The 25,278-nt window shown below is 61.5% G+C and carries 22 protein-coding genes and 7 pseudogenes; 15 read left to right on the top strand and 14 right to left on the bottom strand.

Features of this window, described 5'->3' with window-relative positions; all coding sequences use genetic code 11:
* Nucleotides 1-404, top strand: a 404-nt coding sequence (locus tag AC2SGK_RS16935) for an ATP-binding protein (RefSeq protein ID WP_488324616.1), incomplete at its 5' end; no start/stop codon positions are given.
* 256 nt (nucleotides 405-660) lie between these two features.
* Here AC2SGK_RS16935 and AC2SGK_RS16930 read toward each other — a convergent pair.
* Nucleotides 661-882 (bottom strand): annotated as a pseudogene (locus tag AC2SGK_RS16930) (transposase); the annotation flags it as partial.
* Between AC2SGK_RS16930 and AC2SGK_RS16925 the strand changes: the two are divergent.
* The gene (locus AC2SGK_RS16925) at nucleotides 869-1,360 is read left to right on the top strand and encodes a transposase (protein ID WP_207466257.1); all 492 of its coding nucleotides are present in this window, start codon (nucleotides 869-871) and stop codon (nucleotides 1,358-1,360) included. The pseudogene AC2SGK_RS16930 and the gene AC2SGK_RS16925 overlap by 14 nt on opposite strands.
* A 15-nt stretch (nucleotides 1,361-1,375) precedes the next feature.
* Complete coding sequence (locus AC2SGK_RS16920) at nucleotides 1,376-1,726, top strand: transposase (RefSeq protein ID WP_207466260.1); 351 nt, start codon at nucleotides 1,376-1,378, stop codon at nucleotides 1,724-1,726.
* 406 nt (nucleotides 1,727-2,132) lie between these two features.
* Here the strand turns inward: AC2SGK_RS16920 and AC2SGK_RS16915 are convergent, their stop codons facing one another.
* Nucleotides 2,133-3,071, bottom strand: coding sequence for a GlxA family transcriptional regulator (locus AC2SGK_RS16915; protein ID WP_207466262.1), 939 nt, complete (start codon nucleotides 3,069-3,071; stop codon nucleotides 2,133-2,135).
* A 133-nt stretch (nucleotides 3,072-3,204) separates the two neighbouring features.
* Between AC2SGK_RS16915 and bcoG the strand changes: the two genes are divergently transcribed.
* The 5 genes and pseudogenes from bcoG to AC2SGK_RS16890 all read left to right on the top strand — a co-directional run.
* Nucleotides 3,205-4,131 (top strand): 3-dehydrocarnitine:acetyl-CoA trimethylamine transferase BcoG, encoded by a 927-nt coding sequence (bcoG, locus tag AC2SGK_RS16910; RefSeq protein ID WP_488324615.1) that lies wholly within the window; start codon nucleotides 3,205-3,207, stop codon nucleotides 4,129-4,131.
* Nucleotides 4,128-5,591, top strand: coding sequence for a carnitine 3-dehydrogenase (locus AC2SGK_RS16905; RefSeq protein ID WP_207466266.1), 1,464 nt, complete (start codon nucleotides 4,128-4,130; stop codon nucleotides 5,589-5,591). Before bcoG ends, AC2SGK_RS16905 begins: the two co-directional genes overlap by 4 nt.
* Before the next feature lie 67 nt (nucleotides 5,592-5,658).
* Entirely contained in the window at nucleotides 5,659-6,477 is an 819-nt protein-coding gene (locus AC2SGK_RS16900; RefSeq protein ID WP_488324614.1) for an alpha/beta hydrolase fold domain-containing protein, read from the top strand.
* The gene (locus AC2SGK_RS16895; protein WP_488324613.1) at nucleotides 6,366-7,910 is read left to right on the top strand and encodes a BCCT family transporter; all 1,545 of its coding nucleotides are present in this window, start codon (nucleotides 6,366-6,368) and stop codon (nucleotides 7,908-7,910) included. Before AC2SGK_RS16900 ends, AC2SGK_RS16895 begins: the two co-directional genes overlap by 112 nt.
* 116 nt (nucleotides 7,911-8,026) lie before the next feature.
* Nucleotides 8,027-8,354: pseudogene (locus tag AC2SGK_RS16890) on the top strand (transposase); the annotation flags it as partial.
* Nucleotides 8,355-8,434: 80 nt separating this feature from the next.
* Here the strand turns inward: AC2SGK_RS16890 and AC2SGK_RS16885 are convergent.
* Nucleotides 8,435-9,583 carry a helix-turn-helix domain-containing protein gene (locus AC2SGK_RS16885; RefSeq protein ID WP_207466272.1) on the bottom strand — a complete coding sequence of 383 codons (1,149 nt, stop codon included), beginning with the start codon at nucleotides 9,581-9,583 and terminating at the stop codon, nucleotides 8,435-8,437.
* Nucleotides 9,584-9,821: 238 nt separating this feature from the next.
* Here AC2SGK_RS16885 and AC2SGK_RS16880 point away from each other — a divergent pair, with 238 nt between their 5' ends.
* On the top strand, nucleotides 9,822-10,703 hold the full coding sequence (locus tag AC2SGK_RS16880; protein WP_488324612.1) for a recombinase family protein: 882 nt from the start codon (nucleotides 9,822-9,824) through the stop codon (nucleotides 10,701-10,703).
* A 1-nt stretch (nucleotide 10,704) separates the two neighbouring features.
* On the opposite strand, the gene AC2SGK_RS16875 is transcribed toward AC2SGK_RS16880, so the two are convergent.
* On the bottom strand, nucleotides 10,705-11,109 hold the full coding sequence (locus tag AC2SGK_RS16875) for a PIN domain-containing protein (protein ID WP_488324611.1): 405 nt from the start codon (nucleotides 11,107-11,109) through the stop codon (nucleotides 10,705-10,707).
* Nucleotides 11,099-11,326, bottom strand: coding sequence for an AbrB/MazE/SpoVT family DNA-binding domain-containing protein (locus tag AC2SGK_RS16870; protein WP_488324610.1), 228 nt, complete (start codon nucleotides 11,324-11,326; stop codon nucleotides 11,099-11,101). Before AC2SGK_RS16870 ends, AC2SGK_RS16875 begins: the two co-directional genes overlap by 11 nt.
* Before the next feature lie 217 nt (nucleotides 11,327-11,543).
* On the opposite strand from AC2SGK_RS16870, the gene repA reads away from it, so the two are divergent.
* The 5 genes and pseudogenes from repA to AC2SGK_RS16845 all read left to right on the top strand — a co-directional run.
* The gene (gene repA / locus AC2SGK_RS16865) at nucleotides 11,544-12,731 is read left to right on the top strand and encodes a plasmid partitioning protein RepA (protein WP_488324609.1); all 1,188 of its coding nucleotides are present in this window, start codon (nucleotides 11,544-11,546) and stop codon (nucleotides 12,729-12,731) included.
* Nucleotides 12,728-13,726: a plasmid partitioning protein RepB gene (repB, locus tag AC2SGK_RS16860; protein WP_488324608.1), complete on the top strand. Its 999-nt coding sequence runs from the start codon at nucleotides 12,728-12,730 to the stop codon at nucleotides 13,724-13,726. The genes repA and repB overlap by 4 nt, the downstream gene beginning before the upstream one ends.
* A gap of 182 nt (nucleotides 13,727-13,908) precedes the next feature.
* Nucleotides 13,909-15,120, top strand: coding sequence for a plasmid replication protein RepC (gene repC, locus AC2SGK_RS16855; protein WP_488324607.1), 1,212 nt, complete (start codon nucleotides 13,909-13,911; stop codon nucleotides 15,118-15,120).
* 179 nt (nucleotides 15,121-15,299) lie between these two features.
* Nucleotides 15,300-16,557, top strand: a pseudogene (locus AC2SGK_RS16850) (ParB/RepB/Spo0J family partition protein); the annotation flags it as partial.
* An 11-nt stretch (nucleotides 16,558-16,568) separates the two neighbouring features.
* Nucleotides 16,569-16,883 (top strand): annotated as a pseudogene (locus AC2SGK_RS16845) (hypothetical protein); the annotation flags it as partial.
* Between the two features lie 411 nt (nucleotides 16,884-17,294).
* On the opposite strand, the pseudogene AC2SGK_RS16840 reads toward AC2SGK_RS16845, so the two are convergent.
* From AC2SGK_RS16840 to AC2SGK_RS16825, 4 genes and pseudogenes are all read right to left on the bottom strand, one after another.
* Nucleotides 17,295-17,705: pseudogene (locus AC2SGK_RS16840) on the bottom strand (Gfo/Idh/MocA family oxidoreductase); the annotation flags it as partial.
* 242 nt (nucleotides 17,706-17,947) lie between these two features.
* Nucleotides 17,948-19,564: an ISL3 family transposase gene (locus AC2SGK_RS16835; RefSeq protein WP_488324606.1), complete on the bottom strand. Its 1,617-nt coding sequence runs from the start codon at nucleotides 19,562-19,564 to the stop codon at nucleotides 17,948-17,950.
* Between the two features lie 82 nt (nucleotides 19,565-19,646).
* Nucleotides 19,647-19,754 (bottom strand): annotated as a pseudogene (locus AC2SGK_RS16830) (IS5/IS1182 family transposase); the annotation flags it as partial.
* 217 nt (nucleotides 19,755-19,971) lie between these two features.
* Nucleotides 19,972-20,307, bottom strand: a complete 336-nt coding sequence (locus tag AC2SGK_RS16825) for a transposase (protein ID WP_488324618.1) — start codon at nucleotides 20,305-20,307, stop codon at nucleotides 19,972-19,974.
* A gap of 6 nt (nucleotides 20,308-20,313) precedes the next feature.
* On the opposite strand from AC2SGK_RS16825, the pseudogene AC2SGK_RS16820 reads away from it, so the two are divergent.
* Nucleotides 20,314-20,637 (top strand): annotated as a pseudogene (locus AC2SGK_RS16820) (transposase); the annotation flags it as partial.
* A 284-nt stretch (nucleotides 20,638-20,921) separates the two neighbouring features.
* On the opposite strand, the gene AC2SGK_RS16815 reads toward AC2SGK_RS16820, so the two are convergent.
* The 5 genes from AC2SGK_RS16815 to AC2SGK_RS16795 all read right to left on the bottom strand — a co-directional run.
* On the bottom strand, nucleotides 20,922-21,884 hold the full coding sequence (locus AC2SGK_RS16815; RefSeq protein ID WP_136651375.1) for an Lnb N-terminal periplasmic domain-containing protein: 963 nt from the start codon (nucleotides 21,882-21,884) through the stop codon (nucleotides 20,922-20,924).
* A gap of 1 nt (nucleotide 21,885) precedes the next feature.
* Complete coding sequence (locus tag AC2SGK_RS16810; RefSeq protein ID WP_488324605.1) at nucleotides 21,886-22,977, bottom strand: alpha/beta hydrolase; 1,092 nt, start codon at nucleotides 22,975-22,977, stop codon at nucleotides 21,886-21,888.
* Between the two features lie 222 nt (nucleotides 22,978-23,199).
* Nucleotides 23,200-23,505, bottom strand: coding sequence for a DUF308 domain-containing protein (locus tag AC2SGK_RS16805; RefSeq protein ID WP_488324617.1), 306 nt, complete (start codon nucleotides 23,503-23,505; stop codon nucleotides 23,200-23,202).
* Nucleotides 23,506-23,556: 51 nt separating this feature from the next.
* Nucleotides 23,557-23,985 (bottom strand): MarR family winged helix-turn-helix transcriptional regulator, encoded by a 429-nt coding sequence (locus tag AC2SGK_RS16800; RefSeq protein ID WP_488324604.1) that lies wholly within the window; start codon nucleotides 23,983-23,985, stop codon nucleotides 23,557-23,559.
* A 444-nt stretch (nucleotides 23,986-24,429) separates the two neighbouring features.
* A partial coding sequence (locus AC2SGK_RS16795; protein WP_488324603.1) for a hypothetical protein occupies nucleotides 24,430-25,278 on the bottom strand: 849 nt, incomplete at its 5' end.

Below are 25,278 nucleotides of genomic sequence, written 5' to 3'. Positions count from 1 at the left end.
GACCAATCCGCAACAGACATGACAATCCCTCCCAATCCCAGAGAAAGATGAACCAGAAACGCAAGGCAAATGCAACTGTAGTACTAGTCAACAAGCTCGACGCCGAAGCCCGGGCCGAACGTCAGGGGCGAACCGCAGACCTGATCTCCCGTCTCGACTTCCTGATCCTCGACGAACTCGGCTATCTTCCGTTCGCCCAGACCGGCGGCCAGCTCCTGTTCCACCTGATCAGCAAGCTCTACGAGCGAACCTCGATCATCGTGACAACCAACCTGGCGTTTGGCGAATGGCCAACCGTCTTCGGCGACGCGAAAATGACCACCGCGCTCCTCGACCGTCTGACGCATCACTGCGAAATCGTCGAAACCGGCAACGAAAGCTGGCGCTTCAAGAACCGGGCGTAAACCGAAAAGGCGACCCCGCTGGCCCGCCGCCGCTGCGTTACATGGGGACTACGCAGCGCCGGGCCAGCTCAGCACCGGAGGGGTCAATATTGGACGCCGATAAGGGGTCACGATTGGATGCTGATTGACAGCCTACAGGCCAACATCTTGGCACATTGCGATGCCGTCTGGGGAGGGCGGCAACCATCCCATCTATCGATGGTGGACATCTAGCAGGCACTCCATCTCCCCGTCAGAGCGGGGAAACCGGACGGATACCTTTCACACGGTTCGTGGCAACTCCGTTCCGGCGGTTGGCCTGTTCGGGCGGGGGCTCCGCGCCGGCACCATAGCCCAGATGCGCCGTCAGTTCGGCTCCCAGCATTCGTTCCATCAGCCGGACCTTCAGCTCTTTCATCAGCCCGGCATCGCCAAGCAGATCCTCAGGCCGCTTGCAGCCTTTCAGCAACTCGTCCAGCAGTTCGTTGGAAATTGTCATCGTCAGTGCTCCTTTCAGGAAGCATGGACCGATTCAGCGATACACAGAAGACCGGACACTCTCCTATCTAGCGACGCTTGTCGATGAAGCCCCGTCGAAACCGCCTAAATACATCTCGGAAACCGATCCCGAGGCCGCCTGGTCGGTCAAGGATGGCCCCGGCCGCTTCAGCTATGAAACCAATTACCTGATCGACACCGATCATGGGATTATCGTCGATGTAGAGGCTACGCCTGCGCGCCTGAGCCGAGAAATCACCGCCGCCAAAGCGATGCTGGACCGCAGTGCCGACCGGCACGATTTCCGTCCTGACCGGATCGCGGCGGATGGTTCGTACGGCACCGGCCAGTTCCTGGCATGGCTCTGGCGGCGCAAGATCACGCCGCATGTGCCGGTGCTCGACCGCCACCACCAGACGGGCGGCAAATACGATATCGGGTACTTTCAGTACGACGCCGAGCGCGACAGCTACACCTGACTCGAAGGTCATGAAATGCCGCTGCGCCGGATCAGGGAAAAAGACCGGATCAAAAGCTACTATTCCGGCAAGCCCACCTGCGGCACCTGCCCGATCCGCAAAGCCTGCACCGACGCCCCATTCCGCACCGTGACGCGCCACATGGACGAAGACGCCCGTCAGGCCGCGCGCGATCTGGTCAGCAAGGCAGCCTTCGACACCAGCCGACGACGTCGCAAAAAGGTCGAGATGCTGTTTGCCCACCTGAAACGGCACCTCGGCCTCAAACGCCTCCGGCTCCGAGGGCTGAAAGGGGCCACCGAAGAATTCCTCCTCGCCGCCTCCGCCCAGAACCTAAAACGTATGGCCAAAATGGTCCCCTGCTAAGCGCCAAAGACCAGACCGACAAAACCCATAGCTTTGACCGCTATTACAGCGGGTTAAAACGGTTTAACCACCCCAAACACAACATGTAGTAAGTCGAGTTTTTCACCTAAATCGACCGTTTTGGGCGCGTAGTTTCTGGCAAGGGGTTATTGTCCTCCTAACCGACGCGCTTCAGGCTTTCCGCGCAAGTTCTGCAGTGGCGAACTCTGCTACTCCTTCGTCAACACCGTTTGTGAAGCAGGCCACCGTCACTGGGTCTGGTCTGTCTGGGAAGTGATAGACAGCGTTCACACTGAACGGTCCAAGCGCAGCCGTCACGCTTGGCCCGAAAGAGCTCACCGGACCACGACGCCACTTGCCCTTGTGAGCGGCAGCAACGAGGACTGCACCCATGCAAGAACCCTGTTCAGGATGTCGGGCGCCGTCCGATCCAGCGGCGCAACGGTTGACCGTAGGTCCGGGTGAAGGCCTTTTCCAGGGCGGCAGCATCCGAATATCCGCAGCGTAACGCGATCTCTCGCAGCGGCAGCTCGGTGGCCGTGGCCAGTTCCCGCGCCCGCGTCAGGCGCAGCATCTGGGCATAGCGCCCCGGCCCCATACCGATCTCGGATTTGAACATCCGGTTCAGGCTTCGCAGCGACGTACCGATCGTGGCGGCAAGGTCAGAAAGTGGCATGGGCGTCTCGACCTGCTCGACCATCATGCGGATGGCTTCCTGCAGCTTCTGCGATCCGCGACTGCCAATCCCCAGCCCCATCCGCGACCCAGCCTGCTTGCGCACGGCGTCATGCAGGAACATCGAGGTCGCGGCGAAAGCAGCCGCGGTGCCGAACGTCCGCCCGACCAGGGCCAGCATCATGTCCAACGACGATGCCGCGCCGCCGCTGCTCCAGACCGGACCGTCCAGGACGTATCGCTGATGGCTGACCGTCACCTCGGGGAAAGCCTCGGCGAAATCGGCAAGCACGCTCCAATGAAGCGTCGCCGTGTGACCCTGCAACAGCCCTGCTCGCGCGATCAACCAAGAGCCGCAATCGGCGCCGATCAGACGTGCCCCCCGTCGTGAAACGCGCCGCAACAGCGACGAGATGCGACCCGTGGAATGCTCGCGAAACCCGTATCCCGCCACAACAAGTAGTGCGTCCGGCGCCCCTAGTTCGGCCAGCGGCATGTCGGGCAGGACCCGCAAGCCGCTGGAACTGCGCACGGGGCCGTCATCGGCGGTGACGGTGCACCATGAAAGCTCGGGATAGCCGTGATCGTGAACCGCGCGCAGCGGCTCAATCAACGAGGACAGGACGAAGTTCGAAAAACCGTCGAACAGCAGAACGGCATAGCGAGGCATGGAAACGGGGCCATTTGTGACAATAAAATGGCATTATTGAACAACAAATGCGTAACGTGAACCCATATGATCGCCCCATGCTCCCGGCATCGGACGACCGGGGGAAACCTGACATACCCAAAAGGAGGAAACCTTGCCCCTGAGCATAAACCGCGAGGTCTTCATCACCTGTGCCGTGACCGGATCCGGTGGCACGCAGGACCGCAGCCCCCATGTGCCACGTTCGCCCCGCCAGATCGCCGAAAGCGCGATCGAGGCAGCAAGGGCGGGTGCCGCCGTGGTCCACTGCCATGTCCGCGATCCCGAAACCGGCGCACCCTCGCGCGACCTGGCGCTCTATCGCGAGGTGACCGACCGCATCCGCGCGGCCGATACCGATGTCGTGCTGAACCTGACGGCTGGCATGGGTGGAGACATCGTCTTCGGTTCGTCCGAGGCCCCCTTCCCCGTCAAAGCGGACGCCACCGACATGATCGGTGCGACCGAGCGGATGGCCCATATAGCCGAATGCCTACCCGAGATCTGCACGCTGGATTGCGGGACCATGAATTTCGCCGAGGCCGATTACGTCATGACCAACACGCCCGGCATGCTGCGGGCCATGGGCGCCATGATGACCGGGCTGGGCGTCAAGCCCGAGATCGAGGCCTTCGACACGGGCCACCTGTGGTTCGCCAAGGAGCTTGTTCGCGAGGGTACGCTTGCATCTCCAGCTTTGGTGCAACTGTGCATGGGCGTGCCATGGGGCGCGCCGAACGATCTGAACACCTTCATGGCGATGGTGAACAACGTGCCGGCCGACTGGCCCTGGTCGGCCTTCAGCCTGGGGCGCGACCAGATGCCCTATGTCGCGCAATCAGTGTTGGCAGGCGGGAACGTGCGCGTGGGCCTCGAGGACAACCTGTTCCTGGACAAGGGCGTCCTTGCCACCAATGCGCAGCTTGTCGAACGCGCCTTATCACTGATCACGAGCATGGGGGCAAAGATCCTCGGCCCCCAGGATGTCCGCCGCAAGCTGGGCCTTCGCAAGCAGGCCCGCGTCGCGAAGGTGCCCGCATGACCGGGATGAAAAAGAAGGCCGCCATCATCGGCGGCGGCGTCATCGGTGGCGGTTGGGCCGCCCGGTTCCTTCTGAACGGTTGGGACGTCGCGATAGTCGACCCCGACCCGCAGGCCGAACGCAAAATCGGCGAGGTACTGGCAAATGCCCGCCGCGCGCTGCCCGCGCTCTATGATCGAGCACTGCCACCCGAGGGACGACTGAGCTGGCATGACGACATGGCCGACGCGGTTGCCGACGCCGATTGGGTGCAGGAAAGCGTGCCGGAAACGCTGACGCTGAAACATAAGGTACTGGGCCGGCTAAGCGCGATGGCCCCCGCCCATGCTGTCATCGGATCCTCGACATCCGGCTTCAAGCCGTCCGAACTGAACGCCGAAGGCGCCCGCGCCATCGTCGCGCATCCCTTCAATCCGGTCTATCTGCTGCCGCTTATCGAACTGGTGGGTGAGGCCGAAACCTGCACCCGCGCGTCCAAGCTACTGCGCGATGTGGGCTGCCATCCGCTGACCCTGCGAAAGGAGATCGAAGCCCATATCGCCGATCGCCTGCTGGAGGCGGTCTGGCGCGAGAGCCTCTGGCTGGTCAAGGACGGCATCGCCACGACCGAGGAGATCGATGAGGCCATCCGCATGGGCTTCGGCATCCGTTGGGCACAGATGGGTCTGTTCGAGACCTATCGCATCGCGGGCGGCGAAGCGGGAATGAAGCATTTCATGTCCCAGTTCGGCCCGGCGCTGTCCTGGCCCTGGACCAAGCTGATGGACGTCCCCGAGTTCAACGACGAACTGGTGGACCTCATCGCGTCGCAATCCGACGCACAATCCGGGCACATGTCGATCCGCGAACTGGAACGCCTGCGCGACGACAACATCGTGGGCATGTTGCGCGCGCTGCGTCGCACGAAGACTGGCGCCGGCGGCGTGATCACGGCGCACGAGGCCACCCTGCCCGCCCCCGTGCCGGGCGATTTGCCGGGCGACCTGCCGGTCACGGGCGACAGGCAGGTGCCGACCAGCTGGGCCGACTACAACGGCCACATGAACGATGCCGAGTACTTGCGCGCGGCATCCGATGCCACCGACCGCTTCATGGAGATGATCGGCGCGGATACGGATTACATCGCCTCGGGCTGCAGCTACTTCACGGTCGAGACGCATACCCGCTATCTGGCCGAGGTCCATGCGGGCGACCGTCTGCGCACGACCACGCAGGTGATCGACGGCACCGGCAAGCGGATGCACCTGTTCCACCGCCTTGTGCGCGGCGACGGGACGCTGGCCGCCACGGTCGAGGTGATGCTGCTGCATATGGACCTGACGACCCGCGCGACCTGCAATCCCGAGGGTATCGTGGCCGAACGGCTGTCCCGGCTGGCCGCTGCGCATGCGGACCTGCCTGCCGAAGGCAGCGGTCGCCATGTCGGCCAGCGCAGCAAACCCGCGGTGGAACCCGCGTGACAACCTTGCGCCGCTGCATGATCTGTGGCGGCGCATCCCACCAAGTCATCCGAAACGGCCATGCAGCATGATTGCCATTGAACAGTTCGAACGCGAATTCCAATCCGGTCTGGACACGATGGCGCGTCTTCCCATGAAGGATATGCGTCGCGGCTACGACGTGCTCTGTACGCGTTTCGCTCCGGCCCTCCCGTGCGGCATGACCATTCGCGACAGCGCTGTCGGCGGCGTGCCGCTGCGCCATCACCGTCCGTCATCCTGTAAGTCCGGCACGGTGGTATACCTGCATGGCGGAGGCTTCACGATCGGATCGCTCGACAGTCATCAGGGTGTCGCCTCCGGGCTCGCGCAGGGGCTGGGCCGCGAGGTGGTGGCAGTCGGCTATCGCCTTCTGCCTGAGGCAAGCTATGCCGATGCGATGATGGATTGCCGCGACGCGATCTTCGCGCTGGACCCGGTGGCGATTGTCGGCGACAGCGCCGGAGGGCGACTGGTCATCGACATCGCACAGGACATGGTCGACGCACCGCCACTGGGGTTGATCTATCCGGTCGTGGGACGGCCAAGGGCGGAAACGCTCGGGCCCGATGCGCCGCTTCTGTCGCGCGCGGACGTCCTGTCGGCCTGGACAGCCATCGAGCCCCATGCCCCGGCCGACGCCCCCTGCCCGTCCGCGCGGATCGAGGTTCTGGGCGTCTCGCGCGATCCGCTGACCCTGCCCCTTGAACATGCGGTCGCCGAATGGCGCGCCCTTGGGGCCATCGTCGGCTATCGGTGCGCGATCAACATGCTGCATGGCTGTCTGCACGCCCGCGAAGCCCTGCCCGCGATGAAGGTCGCCTGGGACGAATTCTGCGCCTCGCTGAAGGCGGCGATCGACGGATGACAAGAAGGGCCCGGCATCTGCACGGACCCCGCACAGCAACAAAGGAGAGCGATTTGAAGCATAATCTCGGCATCAGCATAGCGACGGTGCTGACGGTCGCAGCCCTTGTCGGGGCGGCCGCCATCGCACCCCAGACCTTCCAGTCCATGCTCGAGACGATCAAGGTATCTGTCATCGGCAATATGGGCTTCATCTTCACCTGGCCCGCATTCCTCGCATCGGTCTTCTTCGCCGTGGCAATGTTCACCCCGGTCGGCAAATTGCGCTTCGGCGAGGGTCCCCCCGAATTCTCGACTCTCAGCTGGATCGGGATGCTGTTCGCGACCGGGATGGGGATCGGCCTGCTGACTTGGGGTGTCCTCGAACCGAACTATCACGTCGATGCCGGTAACAGCCGCGATCAGGCGCTGCTCTATGCGTTCAACCATTGGGGCCTGCTGGCTTGGGCCGGATATCTGGCCGTGGGCGTAATCTTCGCTCATGCGATGCACAACATGGGCATCGGGAAGCCGGCCGAGACACTGCTGGGCGGCGGCGTGCTCAGCCGCATCAACCTGATCAGCCTTGTCGTCTCGACCGTGATCGGGCTGTCGCTGACCTTTTCCTATGCCGCCGACCCGCTGAGGCAGGCCGTCGCACGCTATACCGGCGTGGATCTGGACGCGGCGATCGTCATCCTGGTCCTGTCGGCCTTCGCCATCGCCTCCAGCACGACGGGCATCAAGCGCGGCATCAAGTGGCTCAGCAACTACAACACCCTGTTGGCTCTGATCCTGATGACGGGCGTCTTCGTGCTGTCGCAACCGCTGGAAATTTTGGGCACCTTCGCGCGTCTGGTCCCGGAATATATCGTGCGATACCCCGCGATGGCCACCGATATCGGCCTGGGCGATCCCGAACGCAAGGCATGGCTGGCCGACTGGCTCTATGCCTTCGAGGCGGCCTGGTACGGCTGGTTCGTCTTTACCGGCGTCTTCATCGCCCGGATCTCGAAGGGGCGGACCCTGCGCGAGATGGTCGTCGGCGTGATGCTGATCCCCAGCCTGTTCTCGTGCCTGTGGTTCACGGTCATGGGGATCGCCGCCCTGACGACCGGTTCCGGAGATGTCTTCGCCCTGATGTCCACGCTGGACGACAGCGGGGTCCTGTCGGTGATCCTGACGCTGAACATCCTGCTGTTCTTCGTAACCAGCGCGGATTCGGCGGGTCTCGTCTGCGAGATGCTGACCGTGCGCCATTCGCGCGCATTCTGGATCTTGATGATGGCGGGCCTGGCGGTCGTGATCAATCGGATGGATGGCGATATCTTCAAGGTGATTTTGTCGCTGATTTCGGTAGCTGCAATTCCGGTGGCATTCGGGGTCTTCGCCCTGACTGGTGGCTTCGTGCTGCTGGCAAGACAGGGCCGAACTGGCCCCCTTCGCTCAATCTGACCATGATCGAGTCAGCGAAGGCCCCCGTCACGGGGGCCTTTTCCTATACAACTGGCCTTGTTGCGCAAATGGGGCGGGGGATTCACTGCGCGAATCCTGCATGATAGCTGGCGGCCATGAGCAGACCGGCGAAAACCCCGTACAAGACCACCAACTGGCATAGCTACAATCAAGCGCTGAGGCAGCGCGGATCGCTGACCGTCTGGTTCGATCCCTCGATGCAATGGGAAGCGGCGCCTTCCGGGCGTCGCGGCCGCCAGCAGGCATACAGCGACGCGGCGATCCAGGCCTGTCTTACCATCAAGGTCTTGCTCGGCCTGCCACTCCGGCAAACGACTGGTTTCGTGGCGAGCCTATTGGAGCTGTCCGGGCTCGGGATGGGCCGTGCCGGCCTTCAGCACCCTGTCCCGGCGACAGAAGACCTTGGACGTGACCATCCCATACCATAGAACCGCATGGCGAGGCTGCGCATCGTTGCGAAGGCGGGGGAGCCGGCCCTAAGATCGTCGACTTTCCCGTGATGTTCAAGCCGCCGCCCGCCACATCCGGTATCGTCCCTGCCCTGTTACCTCCCGGATGAGGCCACGCTCGACCATCCAGTCGATGTTGCGCTGAACCGTTGCCCGATGCGTGCCTGTCAGTTTCTGGGCCATTTGGACTGAGACCAGAGGCCAGCTTGTGAAGAGGCCCCGCAGCATCGGTGGCGTCTTGCCCGAAAGTGGCGCCATCGTTCGCTCCGCGGCAGCCGACCAGTCCTCGATCTCCTCGAGCCGGCGCAGGGCTGCGAAGGTCGCGCTCTCCATCGCGTTGAGCCAGCGCGCCAACCGGGCCGGCGGGTCCCCGGTTGCGCGGAAGCCCCCTCCTCCGCCCATTGCGATCGGTGCGAAGAAAGCGCCGGGCGTGCTCCCTGACGGCGCGAGATCGCCGATCGCGACACGCACCGCTGTCACCGCGGCCTCCAGCGGATCATCGATCGGCGACAGCTCCGCGATATGCCAGAGATGGAAGCCCACGCAGGCCCGTGTCACGGGGTGGAGGTCTTCGGCCTGATCCATCATCGCGAGCCATCCGGCGGCCCGGTCATCGAATGCTTCGCGCTCTGCCATCTCGACGACGCGCGAAGAGGCCTTTGCCCGTTCGAAACGCTCTCCCTGCCCCGGCCGGTCGCGCCGATCAAGGAAGGCCTCCAGGTCGTCCGTTCCGGACCGAAGCGTCAGCAGCGCGGGTCCGCCGGACAGTCGGCGCACGGCCCAGCCGATCCGGTACATGGCCTGCGCATCATCCGTTGCGGTCGACACCCGCAGCGCCATGTAGAGTGACAGCCGGTCGAGTCCAATCCGGTCCTGCGTCAACCAGCTGAGATCCGCGGCTTCGATCAGGGCGAGCCGTTGCCGCCAGCCAGCCGGGCCGCGGCGCAGGCGTTCATCGAGGATCCCCAGGCGCGCAGCAACACGGGCGAGCTGCGCCGCCTGCCCGGCCTCGGCCGCGCGCCAGGCATCGACGATTTCAGATTCCCTGGCCTCGGGCGCGGGTCCGGGCGGCAGGTAAACCGGCTCGTCCTCAAGCGCCCCGGGCAGAAACCAGAGATCCGCGTTATCCTCGTCTTCGGACGCCTCCAGGTCTTCAAGAGGCACCCCGTCATCGTCCCATGATCTATGGCTAAATTTTCTCATATGCGCATTATAGGACTATTTTGCGCTCTTGGAGAAGGAATTTGAGATCTCTCCGTTTTCTCTACTATAGAGGTGTTCGAGCATGCCGTCTTCTCGGGACTGTTGGAGCGCCTCTCGTGAGCTTCAGCCCATAAAAACAAGGCTTCTCGTGCTCTGCACGACGAGAGAAATACCCATTGCACACGTTTACAAACGGTCATTTATTGATGATATATAGAATTGCATAAAGCCCTTTCCCATGCCCCAAATAGGCTATGCGCGCGTATCCACAGAGGATCAGACCCCCCTGCCCCAGTCTGAGGCCCTTCAATCTGCGGGTTGCGTAGAGATCTTTGAAGAGCACGCCTCAGGCGGAAATCGTGCGCGACCGGTGCTCGCACGGGTGCTTGAACGCGTCCAGAGCGGCGACACGCTGGTTGTCGTTCGGATCGACCGGCTTGCACGGTCACTGTCGCACTTGCTGGAGGTGATCGAATGTCTGGAGGCCAAAGGGGCATTCTTCCGTTCTCTCCAGGACCCCATCGACACGGCATCGCCACAAGGCAAGTTCACGCTGCAGGTTCTGGGCGCCGCGGCCGAGTTCGAACGCGCGCTGATCCGGGAACGCACCAAGGCGGGGCTGGCGAGCGCCCGTACCAAGGGCCGGGTCGGCGGGAATCCGGGCCTACGCGCCCGCGATCCAGTGGCACTGCGCAAAGTGCGACTCGCGCGGCAAGACGGCTACATGGAGCGGCTGAACGAGACGGCTCAGGACTGGGTGCCACATGTCCGACGACTTCGACCCGATATGGCCTGGGAAGACGTGCTGCGGATCATCAATGGCCCCCTGTCCCACGACCGCCGTTGGACACAGAGCCGCCTGCTGCGCGCCACGCGCGCCTATGTCCGCGACGGCTTTCTGCCTGAAACGGTTCTGGGCCGTGCCGGCCGACGCGAAACCGACGATCGCCTGCCCGCCATCGTCGCCGCGATCAAGGGCGCGAACCCCGGCATGACCCTCCAGGCGATCTGCGACCGCCTGGAGGCCATGCGCGAACGCACCCCGCGCGGACGGACACGCTGGCAGCCCTCATCGGTCAGGATGCTGCTGGAACGGGCCGAGAGGCTTGGGTTGCTGTAGGTTAGGCCATTTCGGCGAATGGGTTCACCAGCCGGAGTTGCTCCTCCACCAGAAGCCCATCATGCATGTCTTCGGTGTGGAGCGTCGTGCAGCCCGCGATCAGTGCCGCGGCAACGATCATCGCGTCATAGACTGAGAAACCATAGCGCTCCGCCAAGGCACGCCCGACCTCATGCGTCTGGATGGTCAAATCCTCGACCTGACACAGTGCCCGGACACCCGCTAGGAACGCGTCCGTCTCATCCCAACTGAGGCCCGCCTTGCGGCGGCAGTTCACTATCGCCTCGTTCAGGACCTGCACGCTGATCCGCGGCCCCTGCCCCAGGATCGCCTCGGCGCGATCTGCCTTGGGTCCATCATCCAGCAGGTAAAGGACGATATTTGTGTCGACGAACTCAGCGCTCATGCGCGGCGTCGCGGCTCAACCGCTCTTCAGCGGGCAACCTGCCCCGGAAACGACGCAGCCCTTCGAGCACCTCGTCAGCGCGGGGTTGGCGTTGGACCCTCAGAGTACCGTCGTCAGCCAAGAGGTTGATCTGATCGCCCTCTTTTAGACCGAGCTTGCGTACTAGGTCCGCGGGTAAGCGGACAGCAAGGGAGTTGCCCCATTTTGCGATCTGCATCTCTGCCCCCAAGGAAATGATATACTTTTGAAAATGTATATCCTATTCGGGGTGAAAGCAAACATTTTGACCATGCACGCCTCGCCTTGTGTTCGATCTTCGCATGGCCACTAAATCTAGAAAGAGCTTGCACGAATCTGACTCCTTCGGCAATAGTCACGGAAAAGGGCGACTAAACGCCGAAATCCGTGAACACGCCGTGGGCGCGAGAGGGCAGATGAGCAGAGACGAAGTACATGAAGACCTGAATGCTGTCATCCGACAGCACTCCGAATTGCTCGCGGCCCAACTGCACTCGCAACGCGAGAGTCTGTTTCCGCCTGATGCGTCAAAGTCTATGCGCAAGTTCACCTCTGGTGAAGCTGCGGCTTTGTTGGGCGTCAACGACTCCTATCTCAGGAAGCTGCACCTTGATGGTAAGGGGCCCTCGCCGGAAATTACATCGGGAAACCGGCGGCATTACTCCGTAGAAGACATTCAGAGCCTGCGCGCATTGCTGGAAAAGACTGCGCGGAAGCCTGGTGACTACCTTCCCGGTCGCCGTGCGGGCGATCACCTACAGGTCATCGGTGTGATGAACTTCAAAGGTGGCTCGGGCAAGACGACCTCGTCGGCGCATCTGGCTCAGCGCCTCGCCCTTAAGGGATACCGCGTCCTTGCAATCGATCTCGATCCACAGGCTTCGCTGACCGCCCTGCACGGGGTTCAGCCCGAATTTGACTTGCTGGATGGTGGTACGCTCTACGATGCGATCCGCTACGAGGACCCCGTACCGATCGCGGAAGTTATCCGCAGGTCATACATCCCGAATCTCGACCTGATTCCCGGCAACCTTGAGCTGATGGAGTTCGAGCACGAGACACCTCGCGCGCTCGCCCGAGGCAACGCCGGCCTGTTCTTCTTCCGTGTGAAGGAAGCCCTGGCCCAGGTCGATGACCGATACGATGTTGTCGTGATCGACTGCCCGCCACAGCTCGGGTTCTTGACCATGTCCGCGTTGTCGGCCGCGACGGGTGTTCTGGTGACTATCCACCCCGAAATGCTCGACGTAATGTCGATGAGCCAATTCCTTCGGATGACGGCCGACCTGATGGATGTCATCGCGGACAGCGGGGCCGACATGTCCCATGACTGGATGCGCTATCTTCTGACGCGGTATGAGCCGACTGACGCGCCCCAGAATCGCGTCGTGGCGTTCCTGCGCACGATGTATGGCGACAAGGTCCTGAACGCCCCCATGCTCAAATCAACTGCGATTTCCGATGCAGGATTGACCAAGCAGACCCTCTACGAAGTCGAGCGTAGCGCGTTCACACGAACCACCTATGATCGGGCAATCGAAAGCCTGAACGCGGTAAACGACGAAATCTCGCAGCTCATTCAAAAGACTTGGGGGCGGCCATGACGGCAAACAAGAAGAAGCGAATGTCCATGCTCGACAGTCTAGCAACTGCAGGAACACCGGCGTCGCCGGGCAGCATGATGTCAAGCAACCGGGCCTTGCGCTCGGCCCGCGATGCCGTCGATGCCCATCATGTCTGGGAGCTCGATCCGGATGAAATCGAAGACAGTCGGGTTGCCGACCGGCTTGATCCCGAGGACGTACACGACCTTCGCACCTCGATCGAACAGAACGGCCAGACCGTGCCCATCCTGGTGCGACGCCATCAAACCGAAAGCAGCCGCTATCTCCTCGTCTATGGACGCAGACGGCTGGAAGCGATCCGCAGATCTGACAAGGTGGACAAAGTCCGTGCGCTCATCGCGAATCTCGACGACAGCGCTGCCCTTCGCGCCCAGGTGTCGGAAAACACCGGTCGGCGTGATCTCAGCTATATCGAGCGTGCCCTTTTCGCACACGACCTTCTCGACAGCAGTTTTGGTTCCCAGGCTCAGATCGCAGAGGTCCTGAATGTGACCCGCTCGGCGGTGTCGATGTCGGTCTCGGTCGCCAAGGCAGTCGGGGCCGACCTGGCGCAGGCTATTGGGCCGGCCCATGGAGTTGGTCGCCCGCGTTGGGAGGCTCTGGCCAAGGAGCTTTCCGACGGTCGGATCGATCGAGGCGAACTCTGTGGGATCGCTCTGGATGCTCGCAACAAGGCCGCAGCTGGCGAACAACCTGATGACGCTGAGGAGCCTCAAACCGATCCGTCGGTGGTGGCGTTCGAGGCCGTATCGCGCCACCTTAAGAAGAACGCTGGTCAAGCGCGGGGTTCGAGATCGCGACCAAAAGCGACGGCGCTGGTGATCGATGGTGTCTCCGCGGGCACGATTAAGAAGTCGGCCCGAGGTGTCCGTCTGGACCTGACAAATGTGGACGATGACTTCGCAGATTGGCTCGAACGCCAAGCGCAAGACGTCGTTCAAGAGCTTCACGCGCGTTGGAAGCGCGAGTCGTGAGGAGAGGAAGAGCAGCAATGAAAAGGAGGCACGGTACAGGCTAAAGAAAAGGTCCCGCAAAGCTTGCGCTCCACGAGACCCAGACTTTGATCTTTGCACTTTCAAGGTAGTGGGCCAGCGCAGAAACCGCAAGTCATATGTGATTCGCGGAACAGCTTTTCTATGCCTTCGTGAATAAAATCATGGAATACACACCACTTTCGCCGTTTATGCGGCCGATCTCGTACGCCCATCTGCGTGTGATCGAGAAGCCTGAGGCGTCGCTACCGGGCAAGCCGATCAACAAGTGGGAGCTTCTTCGCGAGCTGTCCAAGGCCCAGGCCGCCTTTGGCGTTACCGAGCGCGATCTGACGGTCCTCCAGGGGCTTCTCAGCTTCTTTCCTGACGATGCACTTGGCGGGAACGCCGAGATGGTAGTCTTCCCCTCGAACAAGGCGATCTGTGAGCGCCTGAATGGTATGCCCTGCTCCACGATGCGGCGTCACCTCGCGCGACTTGTCGAGGCTGGTTTGCTCCAGCGGCGTGATAGCCCCAATGGGAAGCGCTACGTCCGCAAGCACGGCGAAGAGCGCGTCGCCTTTGGTTTCGATCTTTCCCCGCTCTACTGCCAGTCCGAGGAGATAGCACGGGCCGCAGAGGCCGTACGTGAGGCTGAGGAGCGCGTCAGGCGCCTGAGAGAGGTCGTAAGCCTCATGCGACGCGATCTCGCGGCCCTCGCGGAGTTCGGAGACGAGATGCAGCCAGGCCTAGGCTTCTGGGATCAGCTTCGCGACAAGGCTGTCCTCACAGCCCGCGCGCTTCGCCGCAAGCTGTCAATTGAGGACCTCGCGGCCCATCGAGCCGATCTTGAAGCTCTCCTAGACCAGGCACGGAACATCATTGACGGCTCTGAAACAGAGGAAATGAACACCAATGATACCCAATCTGAGCGTCACCATCATAATTCAAATAAAGAATCTATAGATCTTGAACCTGCCTTAGAAAAAAGCGGGGCGGCGGCCGGCGTGCCAGATGTGGATACGGATGAGCCTGTGGCTGACGTGGAAGAACCGGACACAAGACGCTTGCCAAAGATCCCGCTCCACCTGGTGATCGCGGCATGTCCCTCGCTCAAAACCTTCTACCAAGGTGAGATCCGACATTGGCATCAGCTTTTCGACGCAGCTTGCCATGTGCGGCCTGCCATGGGGATCAGTGCGTCCGCATGGGAAGAAGCGCAGCGGTTCATGGGGCCGGAGCAGGCGTCCATCGTCGTTGCTGCCATGCTGGAACGATTTGCCGACATCAGATCGCCCGGCGGCTATCTCCGCGCGCTGACGTCGAAGGCGGCGGCAGGCGAGTTCTCATGTGGGCCGATGGTCATGGCATTGATTGGGCGACGGAGCGCGGCATGATGTTCACAGGTGTGAACATGCTCGGGCAAGACCATCCCTTAGCCAGAGTTCACAGCTGTGAACTATCGTCGTTGTCTCATAATCAAAGGGCAGGGAGAGGGAAAGGTTTGTTGGTTTGAGGGGTGACGGGAAGTGAGATCGGGAGAGTGGCTTCCGGCGCCCGTCGCGGAGAAGATCTGATGGCGAAATCTACCCAGAAAGCCACCCTGTCCCCGTGCCGGGACATCCCCCTCGACAAGCTCGTGCTGAGCCAGTCCAACGTTTGGCGCATCGAGGCCGGCATCTCCATCGATGAACTGGCCGAAGACATCCCGCCGCGGGTTGCTGCAGAGCCTGAGCGTCCGACCCGTTCTGGCGGATGATGGGTCCGAGACCGGCAAGTTCGAAATCCCCGCTGGCGGCCGGCGCTTCCAAGCCCTGTCACTCCTGATGAAGCAGAAGCGCTTGGCCAAGACCGCGCCCATCTCCTGCATCGTGCGGGGCGCCAAGTCCCCGATCCTCGCCGAGGATGACCCGCTCGCTGAGAACATGCAGTGCGCTGCCCTGCATCCGCTCGATCAGTTCCGCGCCTTCGTGGCGCTGCGGGAGAAGGGTCAGAGCGACGAAGAGATCGCAGCCGCTTTCTTCGTCACGCCGCAGGAGGTCAAACAGCGCCTGAAACTCGCCGCCGTGGCCCCTGCCCTGCTCGATCTCTACGCCGAGGATGAAATGACATTGGAGCAGCTGATGGCCTTCACGGTCAATCCCGACCACGAGCGACAGGTCCAGCTCTGGGAGGCGATCCGGTCATTCTGGAATAAAGAGCACTATCTGATCCGGCGCATGCTGACCGAAACCTCGGTGCGGGCTTCTGACCGTCGTGCCTTCTTTGTCGGCGTCGAGGCGTACGAGGATGCTGGCTGCACGATGTTGCACGACTTGTTTGAGAGTGACAACAGCGGCTGGTTGGTAGGCCCTGCCCTCCTCGATCGTCTGGTCAGCGGGAAGCTTCAGGCTGAAGTCGAAGCCATCGCGTCCGAGGGCTGAAAGTGGATCGAGGTCTCGCTCGACCTGCCCCATGGCTACAGCCACGGTTTGCGGCGGCAGAGCGGAGATCCAGCGCCGATGACGGATGACGAAGGCGCGGCCCATGCCAAGCTGCTTGCCGAATACCGGGCGCTCGAGGAGGAATACGAGGGCCAGGACGAATTCCCCAAAGAGATCGACGCGAGTCTTGGCGAGTTGGAAGTCGCGATGGAGAGGCTCTAGGCTCGACCGCTGATCTTCGATGGGGAGGAGATTGGACGGGCAGGGGCTTTCGTGACGCTTGATCGCTATGGCGAGCTTGCCGTCTGCCGGGGCTTTGTCCGGCCCGAGGACGAACCTCGGCAAGATGCCGACGTCCACATCGGTGAACAGGCGGCAGGCGGGCAGGGCGCTGAGCTTTCAGCGGGGAGTAATGTGGATGGTATCCAACCCGGACGGCGCCGGCGTCGTTCACGCTGCACGAGGGGAACTTCTCCTCGGACAGAGTCATTCTCGTCACCATCATGCGAACGCATTCGGCTGACAGTGGGTTTACCTTCGAAGTGGCAGAGGAACCGAAGCCCGGACAGGTGCGCGTCCTGCTGGGTTTTGGCGGTTGCACGGAACTTCTCCACCTGACCGAGTCTGTCACGGCCGCTGAACTCTGGATCGCCAGGGAAGGCTATCGCAACGCGCGGCTCGAGATTGTCGGCAGCGAGGACGGCGATAGGGCAGGGGACAAGGAACTTGCCGTCTGAGCTCCCGTAGAACCCGAGGGGCCCGCCCAAGCGCGGGCCTCTCACAGCACGAAGCGTTCTGGAAACGGGCCGACGAGATGGGACTGACGGAAGAAGTTGCACCAGATGCTGACCCGGAGTGACTTTCCAGTCGATGCCGGACCGGCGCTCGATCCTGATTGTCTCGCAGCCGGTTTCGGAACCTTACCAATAGCGGCGGCATATGTTCCGCGTGATCATGATGCCGGCAAGATCCCTGCCATCCGGCAGGTTGCAACTGCCGATCCATCGGTCAGGACTGCGCCGCCCATCGGTCCGACAGACAAGATGGGCCCCTTCGACCAGGCGTTGCATCTCGATCTTGGCGCGCTGTCCGGCCGGCGTGCCCAGCTCGGCGCAATCAAGCGATCCAAAGCGAATGGCATGTCTAGGTCAATCCAGTCGGATCGCCTTTCCTTCCTGCCAGGAGCGCGTGGCTGCATCGGCGAGAACCTGCGCACGCAGCCCGTCGTCGAGGTCGGGGAGAATCGTCCCGGCGCGCGAGACGCCCGCCACGAAATGTGCCATCTCGGCGCGATAGGCAGCCTCGTATCGTTCAAGGAAGAAGTGCTGCGCCGGGGCCCTGCGGAAACCGCCCGCATCTGCAAGCTCGACCGTGTTTTCCAGCATGTGGTCGGCACGCAGCATGCCCTTCTGGCCATGCACCTCGATGCGCTGATCGTAGCCATAGCTGGCGCGGCGCGAATTCGTGATCTGGCAGATGCGGCCGCTGGCGGTGGTCAGGGTCACCGCCGCCGTATCGACATCGCCCGCCTCGCCGATCGCGTGATCGACCAGTGTCGCGTTGCCCTTAACAACGAGACAGGACGCTTTTGCGGCCCTTTTGTTTCCAAAACTTGCCCATAAATATGAGACGACTGAACTAATAGCATGAATCCTATGCGTTTATCTCACACAGTCCGCTGGAACTCTGTTTCATAATTATGGGCAACGATATCGCAGTTTAGGGCAAAATATCTCATTTAATGGCAAAAGAAGGGCATTGATTTTATTGGATTCTCTATTTCACATTTAAGGGCTCTGCCTCAATTTGTGTGGCGGAACGGTAGCATTCTCGCCCGCAACAATTCTGGACCGGCGCGACCATACATTGCGCGTTTGAGGGTCTTCAGGCGGTTGATCTGACCTTCTGCCTGGCCGTTGCTCCAAGGCATCTCGATGGCGTTCGTGACCGCGTCCAAGTCCCGGTTCAAGGTACGGGCAAAGCGCACGATGGGCGCCAGGTTGCTTTCAATCGCGTCGTCGATCCATGCAGGGAGCGGGTCTGCCTGGCGACCGCGAATGATACCATTGAACCGCATGGCGAGGCTGCGCATCGTTGCGAAGGCGGGAGAACCGGCCTTGAGCGCGTCGACTTTCCGCACCTGATCCGGGGTGAGCTTTCCGCGGGGTTTAACGCACAGGGCAGCCGCGATGACCGGGGAAATCGCGTGCCCCGTTTCCGGGTTCCGGACTGGCCTAAGTATCGCGTGCTCTACCTTGGGGTCGGTCGCTTGCTGTTCGGCTCTGCGCCAACCCGCCAGCAACCGCTGCAAATGCGTTTGACTCCCCTCGTAACCACGCTCTTGGATCAGACGGAACAGGGCGCTTCCAGTTCGAATGCCGTCCTTCCAGGATTGCCTCAGAAACTTTTCAAAATACCATGGGGAAGTCCGCTTCAAAGCGGCCCGCCTGCGGTCTGGCGGCGTCTCGAACTGCAGCCATTTCGCGATGCTGCGACGCGGAAACCCGGTTCGCCGCCCGATCTCGCTGCAGGAAAGCCCCTGATTTCGGAGCGCATGGATGGTGGTGAAAATCTCTTCCCGAGACGTCCTGTGCGCAAGACGTGACTTCAGAAGCCTGCCGGCTGCGGTGATATTGTCTGCGTCGGACAGCAGCGCCCTGCCGGTCGCACGGCCGTGGAGGTTCATTTGCTCCTCGATGGCCTGCCGCAGGTTTTGCACGATATGGAACCGGTCAGCGACCTGCTTCGCCTGCGGTGCCCCTTGCCGTGCGGCCTGGGCGTAGAGACCACACCGATCTCTGCTGATCACCTCAAGCTCAGGATGACGCCTCAGCCAGTCGGTGCAGGTGACGACATCTCGATCCTCGAGAATGTCGATCACCACGCGACGCTCCAGATCCACAATGATCGTGCCGTAGGTTTGCGACTTCCGCCAGCTCCAGTCGTCGATCCCGATGACCGTTGGCGCCTCGCCGGCGCCGTGAGCACACTGCTTCAGATGCCTGAGCACCGTGTCATCGCTGACCCCAAGGCCCAAACGATGCAACAACCTCTCGGCAGGTCGTCCGCCGGTCGCATGCCCCAGATGACTGACAATCTCCCCGACACGCGAAGTCCGACGTGCAAATGGATGCGCAATCGAGGCGATCTGGTCCGAGAAAGTCCGGCGTGGGCAAGCGGGTGCCTGACATCGCCAACGGCAAATCGCGAGATCAACCGTTACCTTGTTTCCATGCGCGGGATAATCCTGAAGCCGCCGACGCCGCCAGCCGTGACGTCGGCGTGAATGGAATCCACAGTCTGGGCAGATGCCGTTGGGCGCCAAGACGCCGAATACAAGCCACCCGCCGCGTTCACTTCGCTCCACGCTTTGAACGGCAACATCGATCCCGGGTGACCAGTGCTTCTTCGAACCCACAACTATCCCTCCTGAATTTTCCAGTTTCAGGATAGTTGCGCCACACAAAGTGAGGCAGAGCCCATTTAAGGGCAACGCGACAATCGATCATCACGGTCTTCCGTTCGCCATGCTCTGCAGCCAGGCCCGCCATTATCCTGGCGAAGACGCCCCTGTCGCTCCACCGCTTCCAGCGGTTGTAGAGCGTTCTCTGATTGCGGCCTTGTCAAGCGTGGGAAGTTGATGTCCGTCCGGGGTCATGGTTCTCTCCGAGGTCGCATTGAGCGCCTCATGATGGTTTTCGGCGGCGGATCGTCTCCAATGTCTTGTGCGGGGTGTGGCTCTGGCCATCCCATGCTCTACAGCGAGATCGATCAACCTCCGTCCCGTCGGGACTGCGCTCCCCGCGTCAGACGCGAGAACTCAGATCAGGCGGTGGCCTCCTTTGTCCATTGATAGTCAGTTCCATTTTTCCAGAGCGTCAGCATAAGCACTGCGATTTTGCGAGCCGTCGCGACGGCCGCCTTGCGGAAGCCACGCCGTCCCGCCAGTCGTACAGCCCAGCTTTTCAGCCGCGAGAAACGTTTCACCTGATGGATCACGGATGACGCCGCCTCGAACAGTAGCCCGCGCATCGCACCGTCACCGCATTTCGAAACGCGCCCCGACCAATCCATTTCGCCGGACTGATGTCGCTTTGGCGTTAACCCAAGAAAAGCGCCCCCATCCGACGTCCGGTTGAACCGACCCGGATCATCAACCAGTGCTATGAAGCTGAGGCGCGAACCGGTGCCGGGAAGGGCGTTCGCTCTCCCCTGCGGGAGGTTCAGCGGAACGGTTACCGGGACCGCGACTGGGACACTCGTGCCGGTCGGATCGCGCTGGAAATCCCGCGGCTGAGAAAGGGGAGCTACTTGCCCAGCTTCCTGGAGCCGCGACGGACGGCTGAGAAAGCGCTGGTGGCGGTGATCCAGGAGGCTTACGTCCACGGGGTCTCCACGCGCTCCGTAGACGATCTGGTGAAGGCGATGGGCGCTGGCGGCATGTCGAAGAGCCAAGTCAGTCGCCTTTGTGTCGAAATAGACGAGCGGGTGAAGGGGCGGCGGAGAAGACGGCATGGGCTGACCTGACTTGGTATTGGTATTGAGGTTGCGGACACCGAACGGGACCGGTCTTGGTTTTGTTCAACCCAGGGTTCATGCTTGGGCGGCCCTCTGCCCGACGACCGGGTTCCGAGAAGGCATCGCCTTGCGCCTCCGCCCTCCTTGGCCTCTTGAGTGCTGCACGTCATGCTGATGGCGCAACGTTGTCTGGGTGAGCAATGGTTTGTCCGAAAAAGCTGGATCGGGACCACCCGTGACCGAGGGCCTGAGCCTGCTTATCTCCGAATGCCGGTGGAATAGTTGTCGGACGGGCTCAGCAGAACTGCACGGGATGTAATCCGCGCATCTTCAAGGGTCTCGTCGAGAGGCTTCGTCGTGTCGATGGCACCAAGATCGAACAGATAGGCGGGGAGATACCCTGATGCCAGAACCCTCCAGTCGAAAGGAAGACCTGGATCGACGAGCCGTGCCAGACGAAAGATAACGGTCGTGCAGTTTGCCGTGATGGTGTTGTAGAACTCCGGTTCGGCGGCAAGCTGGTTGCCTCGTTCCAGATACGTCACCAGCAGAAGCCTTGCCTGTTCGGGCTTGAGCCGCAACGGGAACAGGGAAACGTCCTCACCCCGGAAGTTCGTGCGCAGCTTCACGATATCACGCTCCTCCGCTGCGATCAGGACCAGCTCGAACGTCTTGAAGAACCCACCGATCGAGGAAAACTCCTCGTCAGCCTCCCGACGGATCTCGGCGGAAAAGGCAAGATGCCGACCATCGGAAAATCCGAAACTGATCAGCACATGGGCGATTGCCGGGCTTGACCAGACCGATGTCAGAAGATCGACGGAGGTTATCGCGTTCAAAGAGTAGGTTTCGGACTTCCACTGCTCTGTCGCGGTGTTTTCATCCTCCCAGATGAAATCCCGGATGTTATGCACGATAACGGTATCGCCCTGGAACTCCGCGGTCACGCCTCGGGCAATATCTGGCGCCCAAGCCAGATCCTGCTGCGGGGGGATGCTGGACCACCAGAGCGTCGCAGTAGCCAGGCAGAGGATGAACGCCATCCAGCCGTGTCGCAAGTTACGTCTGGCAAGAACGCCAAGCATGCCGGTCAGGGCGACGGCGCCAATACAGGCGATCAGGGCGAAACGTTCGAACTGGAACAAGAACGCCGCAAGGGTCCAGGCCAGAAACAAGGTGAGGGCGATGCCGAGAAGCGCGGCGCCGATCTTGCGCTGCATTCTATTGTCCCAAGGCCGCGTCAACGACCCGCAAAGGTGCCGAAAGGATTTGTCCGGTCGAGCTCAGGACAAAGGCACCGGCCTCGGTGAATGTGCTCCCCTGCCGCATCTCCCTGCCCAGTGTAGGGAAAGCCGATGCCAGCTGAATGTATCTGTCGTGATTGAGGCGGCTGCTGGCATCGACAGCCGATATGTCGATCAAGACCACGTTGTTCTGCTGTGCCGCGGCCTGGACGGCAGGATCAGTGATATCCAGTGCGCCCACGCGCGTGCGCTGTCCTGCGATCGCAGACAATCCAAGCGCACGATCGTCCGGCGAAACCATGACAACCATCGGGATTTCCATTTTTCCGATGACAGCCAGCTGTTGGCGGAACACATCCACATCGATATCGGGGGCCGCCAGCACGACCTCCAGATGGGACAACGCCTCATCCTTTCCGGCAATTCTCATCTGGCGCAAAGTCTCCATCACGAGCCAGCCGCCCATGGAATGGCCAAAGACCGTCACAGGCTTCCCACCAGAGGTCTCGCCAAGCCCCGTCAGAAGTTCGGCCAGGGCATCGCGGGAATAGGTCACCGACTCCCGGTCGCTGGCGTAGCCCAGCAGCGATGCACTCGATGGCCAGGAGAAAAGCACCGGCGCTTTGGAGATCTGAGCATCGGCCGCCATCTGCGCCGTGCGGAACAGGGCTTCGGGGAAGTTGTAGTTATAGCCATGGACGAAAACGCCCGTGCCGTTCTCGCTCGCAGCATTCACGCGATGGATGAAGGCCTCCTCATCAAGGCGCGTATGGGATGCGACTGCGAAGTCGGTTTTTGGGTTTGTCTGGCCCTTCGGCCATTCGATCTCGCCGGAAACGTGGTTAGGCGGAATGGAGACGGTGAACTCGGCGAAATGGGGTTGCGGGGAGCGCAGGCTCGTGAAGCCATCTGCCGGAAGTTGTGCCGTGTTCCGAGTGGTCGCCACGAATATCTGCTCGGTTTTACCATGGGGCGCTGATGCGGCAACGGGCCAGATGGTGCGCGCGTCCGGTCGCGCTGCACAGCCGGCCAAGGCGCAGCAGAAAAGAAGAAGCGAAGGTCTGATCATTCTGGTCTCGTAGCTGGGAGGAAGTGGCAGTGTGCGGCGCCAAGCAGGTAGGTATTGGGGCAAGTTTCTGCGGCGGCAACAGAGAGTTGGGGAGTGTCCCGAGCATAACCTGCAGCCGGCGGATGATTGGTTCGAGAACCTCGCTGCCTGGTCGGGTTTGCACCGGGCAGAAGCAGGGCAGCCGTCCAGTGCAAACCCGACCCTGTCCCTGCCAACCGCCGCTTAGGCTCTGGCGCGTAGCGCAATACCGAGCGCGATATAGGACCAGCCCTGCATCACCAGTTCGATGCCCAGGAAGAGGCCGATCAGCCAGAGGCTGTTGACGGGCCAGCCGGTCGCGATGACAAGTCCGAGCAGAAGGGTAACGATGCCTCCTCCAAGCAGCCATCCCCATCCCCGATCCGGGCGCGCCTTGATTCCCATCCAGATTCTTACGATGCCGCTTGCCAGAAGGGATGCCCCGATCAGCAACGTCAGGAAGCTGGAGGCCAATAGCGGATTGGCAATCGTCGCCAGGCCAGCAACCAGGTAAAGAGTCCCACCCGCAAGCCAGAGCAGGAAATGCTTCCAGCCCTGCGCTCATTTGTCGTTCATCCGTGCAGCGTTGTCGGCCAGCCGCTCCAACACGCTGTGAAGCTGCGCCTGCTCCTCGGGGCTGATCCCTTCAAGGAGTTGGTCACGGATCCGGTCCATGTATCGGTTAAGGGGAAACGCCTTGGCGCGCGGGGTCAGGAACAGCGCCCGCTTGCGGGCGTCGCCGCCAAGGCCGCGCCGCTCGATGAGTTTTTCCGCTTCAAGCAGGTCCAGTTGGCGTTTCAGGCTGGGTGCGGCCATGTCCAGTGCAGCGGCAAGCTCTGCCTGGGTAGCGCCGTCGTGACGCATCAGCACCGACAGAACCCGGGCACGTGAGAAGGAGAGGCCCAGTTCGCGCACCTCGTCGTCGTAATTGCGCCGCAGTTCTTTCAGAAGCCGGAACAAGGTCAGAACGAAGGGGGTGCTGTCGGTCATGAGGAAGAACTTTTATCACGATAAATAGATAGCGTGCTACCTAGACAGCATAGTAAAGACTTGCAAGGGGGAACCGTCTGGTTCGCGTGCGGGTACGGGTTGAAGCGCGAGACAGCATCCCGGTGACGGCACGCCAAGGTTCGGGCGCACGAGCAAATCCTGGCAACGAAAATTTTGACGTCGACTGATCACCGGCGTGATGGCGATAATCTTTGGAAAGCAGGTGGGCTCCCTGCAGAGCAGGGCGCACTCTTGCCCCCAAGCCAGAGCCTGATCGGTTCCTCTGGAACCGATCCACCAAGTGCCGGAACTAAACAGTTCCGCACATAGACTGTAGACCGCACCGAAAACTTCACCGAGAGCGTTCAGCGTCCGCCAGTGCGCGTCTCGGACACCCAGAACAAGAGATAGGTGAATATCTCGCACCGGGGCGTTCGGTTATCGTTACCGTGGCCTCCAAGTCGGACTGACATGTGGCATTGTTTGGGGCACTTCTACCATTTGCGCCACATAAACCCCTGCCTGTGCCAGCATGATATAAGCTACAAGTTCCAAGACCTCCTCGATCCGGCCTGCCCTCATGGCCGTGACTGGATCCACCGCAATGCCCCAAGGCGCAAGCTTGCGGTCGAGACCATCCATTGCCTTGGCAATCACGATCAGAGCCGCGCCAGTGGCCACGAGCCAAGCCCAGTTCGCCCCTCGCAGCAATCCGCGCCAGCAGCGAGCTAGGCTGATGCGTGCAAGCCTCCAGGCGCAGACGAGGATCAGCAAGACCACTGCAAGGCCCAAGGCTTTTTCCCACAACGGCGAGGAGCCAGTATAAAGCCGGAGCTGCAGCACGCCTTCTGAGGTGAAGCGCTTGTCGACGTCGAGTTCGCGGAGCGCCATCAGGATCAGGATGACGGGCACGTGCCATTCACTTCCGGTCAGGTTCCGATGACCGTTCCACCAGAAAGCGGCGGCAGCGATAAGGATGACGACTGACATTGCCTCAACCGAGTGGCCTTCCTTGAAGATTTCCGACACGAACTCATGCATCAGAAGATCGCTGCCCAGAAAGACCAAGGTGCCACCCAGCATTAGAGACAGGGTGCAGGCGGGTTGGATGGGCCTTCCATGTGACATGATGAAGCTTTCCTTTATGCACCGGGCGAAGGTCATGTTCTGACACTGCCTGTCGATGCGACACTCCGAGATATGCTCGAAATTTGGTGACGCTTGATCAGGCGGCAGCTTGAATGTGGCGGACGCCGTCGCGGAACTCAACCCCGCTGATGACCTCTGGCAGGC

This window comes from Paracoccus sp. NIOT.M2S5SZ12 (assembly GCF_057748165.1).
This window is presented reverse-complemented; position numbering and strand designations above follow the sequence as displayed.

What these genes read in the sequence shown, in the direction of transcription:
- AC2SGK_RS16920 (WP_207466260.1), top strand. Translation starts at nt 1,376, where the DNA reads ATGCCGCTGCGCCGGATCAGGGAAAAAGACCGGATCAAAAGCTACTAT.
- AC2SGK_RS16915 (WP_207466262.1), bottom strand. Translation starts at nt 3,071, where the DNA reads ATGCCTCGCTATGCCGTTCTGCTGTTCGACGGTTTTTCGAACTTCGTC.
- AC2SGK_RS16905 (WP_207466266.1), top strand. Translation starts at nt 4,128, where the DNA reads ATGACCGGGATGAAAAAGAAGGCCGCCATCATCGGCGGCGGCGTCATC.
- AC2SGK_RS16900 (WP_488324614.1), top strand. Translation starts at nt 5,659, where the DNA reads ATGATTGCCATTGAACAGTTCGAACGCGAATTCCAATCCGGTCTGGAC.
- AC2SGK_RS16885 (WP_207466272.1), bottom strand. Translation starts at nt 9,583, where the DNA reads ATGAGAAAATTTAGCCATAGATCATGGGACGATGACGGGGTGCCTCTT.
- AC2SGK_RS16880 (WP_488324612.1), top strand. Translation starts at nt 9,822, where the DNA reads ATGCCCCAAATAGGCTATGCGCGCGTATCCACAGAGGATCAGACCCCC.
- AC2SGK_RS16875 (WP_488324611.1), bottom strand. Translation starts at nt 11,109, where the DNA reads ATGAGCGCTGAGTTCGTCGACACAAATATCGTCCTTTACCTGCTGGAT.
- AC2SGK_RS16870 (WP_488324610.1), bottom strand. Translation starts at nt 11,326, where the DNA reads ATGCAGATCGCAAAATGGGGCAACTCCCTTGCTGTCCGCTTACCCGCG.
- repA (WP_488324609.1), top strand. Translation starts at nt 11,544, where the DNA reads ATGAGCAGAGACGAAGTACATGAAGACCTGAATGCTGTCATCCGACAG.
- repB (WP_488324608.1), top strand. Translation starts at nt 12,728, where the DNA reads ATGACGGCAAACAAGAAGAAGCGAATGTCCATGCTCGACAGTCTAGCA.
- repC (WP_488324607.1), top strand. Translation starts at nt 13,909, where the DNA reads ATGGAATACACACCACTTTCGCCGTTTATGCGGCCGATCTCGTACGCC.
- AC2SGK_RS16815 (WP_136651375.1), bottom strand. Translation starts at nt 21,884, where the DNA reads ATGCAGCGCAAGATCGGCGCCGCGCTTCTCGGCATCGCCCTCACCTTG.
- AC2SGK_RS16810 (WP_488324605.1), bottom strand. Translation starts at nt 22,977, where the DNA reads ATGATCAGACCTTCGCTTCTTCTTTTCTGCTGCGCCTTGGCCGGCTGT.
- AC2SGK_RS16800 (WP_488324604.1), bottom strand. Translation starts at nt 23,985, where the DNA reads ATGACCGACAGCACCCCCTTCGTTCTGACCTTGTTCCGGCTTCTGAAA.